This window comes from Paenibacillus forsythiae T98 (assembly GCF_000520735.1).
Taxonomy (GTDB): Bacteria; Bacillota; Bacilli; order Paenibacillales; family Paenibacillaceae; genus Paenibacillus_AQ; species Paenibacillus_AQ forsythiae.
The window spans coordinates 1-4882 of sequence record NZ_ASSC01000546.1 but is presented as its reverse complement, the minus strand read 5'-3'; the positions used below and the strand labels follow the sequence as shown (position 1 = coordinate 4882).

Here is a 4882-nt window from a genome sequence, read left to right as displayed (position 1 = left end):
CTTCATCATCCGCTTCATCATCCGCTTCATCATCCGTTTCATTGCCTACTTCATCGCTGCTCACTTCATTGCCGGCGTCATCGCGGCACCTGGAATCCCCGAATATCCCTCGTTTCCCCGCGTGGTTCCTGCTAGAGTGAAAGGCTGGGCGGAGCCCAGCCCCTCCTCATCAAACCGTACGTGAGGTTTTCCCTCATACGGCTTTCCGATGTTCGTCATTCATGTGCATGCAGATTACAAGAGCGTTTTAAGTCCATATTGTATGGATAATGATTTCACTTCACGCAACGAGCTCATCCATCGAGCTCGTTGATGTTTCTTGGCGTACCACCTTGTGAGTCGCCCCAGGATGTACCAGTCCAATTTTGCCATCTTTCTTTGGCTGTAGGATGTGAAGTAATAGTTCCGCCACCCTTGGATCTTGGGATTCAAGTAATCCACGTGTTCCTGGAATGATTTCTGGCGCATCTTTGGTGGTGCTAGCTGCTCCTTCACCACTTCTCTTATCCGCTCCTCCGCCTTGCGGCACAACCATTGTTGGGTTGTAACGTATACCTGTCCTTTAGAGGTTTCAGCTTTCGTCTTTCGGTGGTGCATCCCTAAGAAATCGAAGCCTTCTTCTCCTGTCCATAGTCCGACGATGCGTGTTTTCGTTGGATGAAGGGTTAACTCCAACCGTTCCATAATCGCTTTTATGAGTTCATACGCACGGTCTGCATCCTTCTTAGTTTTGCAGATGACTACCAAATCATCTGCATACCGTGTCAGCTCTCCAACTTTGCTGCCATGCCGCTCCCATAGGAGGTCGAAGTAATTCAGGTAGAGGTTCGCAAGCAACGGAGAAATAACCCCCCCTTGCGGTGTACCTAGATCTGAGCGCCTGACCTTACCTTCCTCCATGACTCCCGCACCTAACCACTTTCGCACCAGTTTTAGAATTCGCCTGTCACTGATTCGCATTTCCACCAGTTTCATGAGCTTCTCTTGGTTGATGTTGTCGAAGTAGCCTTGGATGTCGACGTCGACCACCCAATTCCCCTTGCGGTTGCATGCTTTCCGAATACGATCTAAGGCTTGCTTCGCACTTCTCTTTGGCCTGAAGCCGAAGGACGTTTCTTGAAAATCTGCTTCGAAGATGGGTTCAATGACTAGCTTGGTTGCCATCTGTATGACACGGTCTCTGACCGTGGGAATACCTAATGGCCGTTGTTTCCCGTCCTTCTTTGGGATGTATTGGCGTTTAACGGGTTGCGGATGATATTTCCCTTCCTTGAGCCGACGATGACAGCCCATGATAAAGTGGATTTCTCCTTGCTTCTCAATGTCCGCTAATGTCTCCCCGTCGATTCCGGCTGAGCCTTTGTTGGCTCGTACCCTTCGCCAGGCCTCCCACAGGATGTCTAGCCGATAGACCTTGTCATACAACGCGTGAAATCTTCGCTTCTTGCTTTCCTTGGCTGCATGACCTAGCTTCTCTTGGAGTTCTTGAACGTTTTCCTTTGGTGTCGTTAGCCGTTTGGCATTCACTGACTCGTACCTCCTTGAGAAACATGAACAAAGCAGGGCTCCTTCCCTCCCGCAGGTTGTGTTGTCCTGCGTTCCTCGGTAGTATGAGCCCCTCGGACTCCCTTCCTGCAGGCCGCTCACTTCACCTTTCGGGCTTATAGAGCGCCTCTTTACAAGTTTCAAAAAAAATTGTGCAGGGGAGGGTCTCCCCAGTTCACTGCATCCTCTTTCATACCATGCCGATCCCTCTACGCCGGAGGATTCTTCACTGTCGCTCCAAGTTCTGGACAGCTTCCTTGGCCTTCGTCCATTTTAGCGGGACTCGGCATCCTCTCTTCCCTCTTGCGAGGCCTTTTTGACGACGCGGCAGGATTCACTTGATGTTACGGCCTGGCATGTTGCTCGCCCCGTCTCTGACGGGTACTTTCGTCGATACGCTTTTGCGCACAGATTTCGCCATACGCAAGTATCCTAGCTACGCGGGGACTTGGCTCCTCCCGCGATCGGACTTTCACCGACTAGAAGATGCGTGCCTCTGGGCACGCCTCAAAAATAAAGGGCGCCGCCGCAGCCATTTCCATGGCTCACGGGACACCCTCTTTTCGGCTATACTTTTAATGAATGCGTATGTGATACTGAAAAATCCTCCGGCTACACTCTGACCGGCTGCTTGCTGTCCGTAGTCTTTGGAAGCGCCTGAAGGCCGACGGTGTTGAGGAAATTCCAAGGCTTGTTGTAATGCGGCTGGAAGAAGAAATCGATAAAGGCCAGCTGGTCGATCGTCATGCCGTTCTGGATGCAGACCGAAATGGTATTGATCGATTGCGTCAAATCCATTTTGGACATAATCTGCGCTCCCAGGATACGGCGCGTGCCGCGTTCGAAGACCACCTTGAGCTGAACCTCCTCGGAGGTTGGCATAAATTCCGGGCGGTAGCTGTCCGTAATCATCACCGCTTCGGCGTCGATTCCCTCGTGCTTCGCGGCGGCTTCGGTCAGGCCGGTTCCGGCAATGTTGTCCTCGTAAATTTTGATGCCCGAGGTGCCCTGGGTTCCCATATAAGGAATCGTGTTGCTCACCAGATTGCGGGCAACCAGCGTGCCCATGCGCACGGCGTTGGTAGCCAGCGGGATGTAGGCCGTTTTGCCGGTCGGGTTGTAGTGAATCGCGCAGCTATCGCCGGCTGCAAAAACGTCAGGAGCGCTAGTGCGCATGTAGTTGTCCACGATGATCGCGCCGTTGCCAAGCATTTCGACCTGCCCCTTCAGCAGCTCCGTGTTCGGACGGAAACCGATGCAGAGGATAACCAGATCGGCTTTGTATTCGCCTTTATCCGTGACAATCGTTGTTACTTTGCCGCTCTCGCCTTTGAAGGAGCTTACCTTCTCGCCAAGCGCAAGCTCAATGCCGTGGTCCTTCAGCGACTGTTCAATCGGATTCGTAAATTCGGCGTCAAGATATTTGCTCAGGATGCGTGTTTCCGCGTCGATCAGCGTCACCTTTTTGCCGTTAAGCTGGAAGGCTTCGACCAGCTCGACGCCGATATAGCCCGCTCCGACGACAGCGATATGCTTCGCGTGCCGCGATTTTTCGATGATTGTATTGGAGTGGTTGAAATTTTTCGAAAGCAGGATGTTATCAAGCTCTATTCCCTCAAGCTTTGGCGTAATCGGCCAGGACCCTGTCGTTACGATCAGCTTGTCATAGGTGTCGTCAAACTCCTTGCCGGTGCTCAGGTTGCGGGCGCGCAGCGTTTTGCTCTTCGTATCAACGGAGATGACTTCATGTCGCATATTGGTCTTGACTCCAAGCTCGGCCAGCTTCTCCGGGGACGAATAGAACAGCCCCTGCGGGTCCTTCACGACGCCTCCCACATAAAGCGCGATGCCGCAGGACAAGAACGAAATGTTGTCATTGCGCTCATACACGGTAATTTCGGCTTCCGGGTACAGCTGGGCAGTGTTTACAATAGCGGCGGTTCCTGCGTGGGTACACCCGATAACGGCTACTTTCATGATTTCTTCCTCCTCCATTTTAAAAGCTCTCTGTTTTATGGGACATTAAGCGAGTGTGACTTATTTCACTTAATGCCATTATTATATTGTGAGAATAATCACATTTCAACCCTTTTTCCGTTTTTTAACATTTTGTTCACAATTTAAAATATTCAATTTCAGAAAAAGTCCGTTTTAGTTTTACCCGCTTGCCCGCTCATTATGTCTGTGCCGAGCGGATTCGCTGTGATACAACTTGCACCAACGATTCGTCCTGAAATAAGGGAAGAATGCGATATGCCGCGCCAAAAAAACAGCCTCCGGGTTCGCTCGAACCCGGAGGCTGTTACATTATTTGATGAGTTAATGATCTGACTACAGCAGACCGATCAGCGTTCCTTCCCTGTCAATCTGAAGGCCCTCGGCCGCAGGCTTGGCCGGCAGGCCCGGCATGGTGACAATGCTGCCGGTAATCACTACGGCAAAGCCCGCTCCAAGCGAGAGCGTAATGTCGCGAACCTGAACGGTGAAGCCCTCGGGCGCGCCAAGCAGGCGAGGCTGGTCGGAGAAGGAATAAGGCGTCTTGGCCATGCACACCTGCAGGTGGCTTAAGCCCAATCTTTCGATCAGCGCCAGACTGCGTTTGGCCGCCGGACTGAAGGCGACGTCGGCGCCGTGGTATATTTCCTTGACGATCTTGCCGATCTTGGACGGGATATCCAGATCGTCCTTGTACAGCGGCGCATATGCGGAAGTATCCGCCCCGGACAGCAGCTTCTTGAGCGCGGTCGCAAGCTCCAGACCTCCGGGGCCGCCCTCGGCCCAAGCCTTCGAAATGGCGATGGGAACATTCAGGCGGCGGCAGGCCGCCAGCACTTCCTGAATCTCCGCCTGGCTGTCGCCTTCAAAATGATTGAGGGCCACCAGCACCGGAACGCCGAATTTCCGCAAATTCTTGATATGCCGCTGCATATTGGAAAGTCCGGCAATGAGCGCGGCGCGGTTGCCGGCATACAGCTCTCCCTTGGGAACGCCGCCGTTGTACTTCAGCGATTTCACCGTAACGACCAGGACCGCCGCAGAGGGCTTGAGGCCCGCCTGACGGCATTTGATGTCCATGAATTTCTCCGCTCCGAGATCGGCGCCAAAGCCTGCTTCCGTCACGACAACCTCGCCCAGCTTCAGCGCGTAACGTGTGCCGATCACACTGCTGCAGCCATGCGCGATATTCGCGAACGGCCCGCCATGCACGATGACCGGCGTCCCTTCCAGCGTCTGTACCAGATTAGGCTTAATCGCCTCTTTCAGCAGCGCGGTCATGGCGTCCACCGCTTTCAGACTGCCCGCCGTCACCGGCTGCCCGTCGCGGTCATAGCCGATC

At 53.4% G+C, this 4882-nt stretch carries 4 protein-coding genes; 1 reads left to right on the top strand and 3 read right to left on the bottom strand.

Annotation, left to right across the window (positions count from 1 at the left end):
* Positions 1-184, top strand: a 184-nt coding sequence (locus L692_RS32905) for a hypothetical protein (RefSeq protein WP_025701343.1), incomplete at its 5' end; no start/stop codon positions are given.
* Positions 185-234: 50 nt separating this feature from the next.
* Here the strand turns inward: L692_RS32905 and ltrA are convergent.
* The 3 genes from ltrA to L692_RS0117170 form a co-directional block, all read right to left on the bottom strand.
* Positions 235-1527, bottom strand: a complete 1293-nt coding sequence (gene ltrA, locus L692_RS0117180; RefSeq protein ID WP_025701342.1) for a group II intron reverse transcriptase/maturase — start codon at positions 1525-1527, stop codon at positions 235-237.
* Positions 1528-2157: 630 nt separating this feature from the next.
* On the bottom strand, positions 2158-3522 hold the full coding sequence (locus L692_RS0117175; RefSeq protein WP_025701341.1) for an FAD-dependent oxidoreductase: 1365 nt from the start codon (positions 3520-3522) through the stop codon (positions 2158-2160).
* 354 nt (positions 3523-3876) lie between these two features.
* Positions 3877-4882: formate--tetrahydrofolate ligase (locus L692_RS0117170; protein ID WP_025701340.1), on the bottom strand; the 1006-nt coding region annotated here is incomplete at its 5' end.

Coding starts and splice junctions, on each gene's coding strand:
- L692_RS0117175 (WP_025701341.1), bottom strand. CDS start 3,522: ATGAAAGTAGCCGTTATCGGGTGTACCCACGCAGGAACCGCCGCTATT.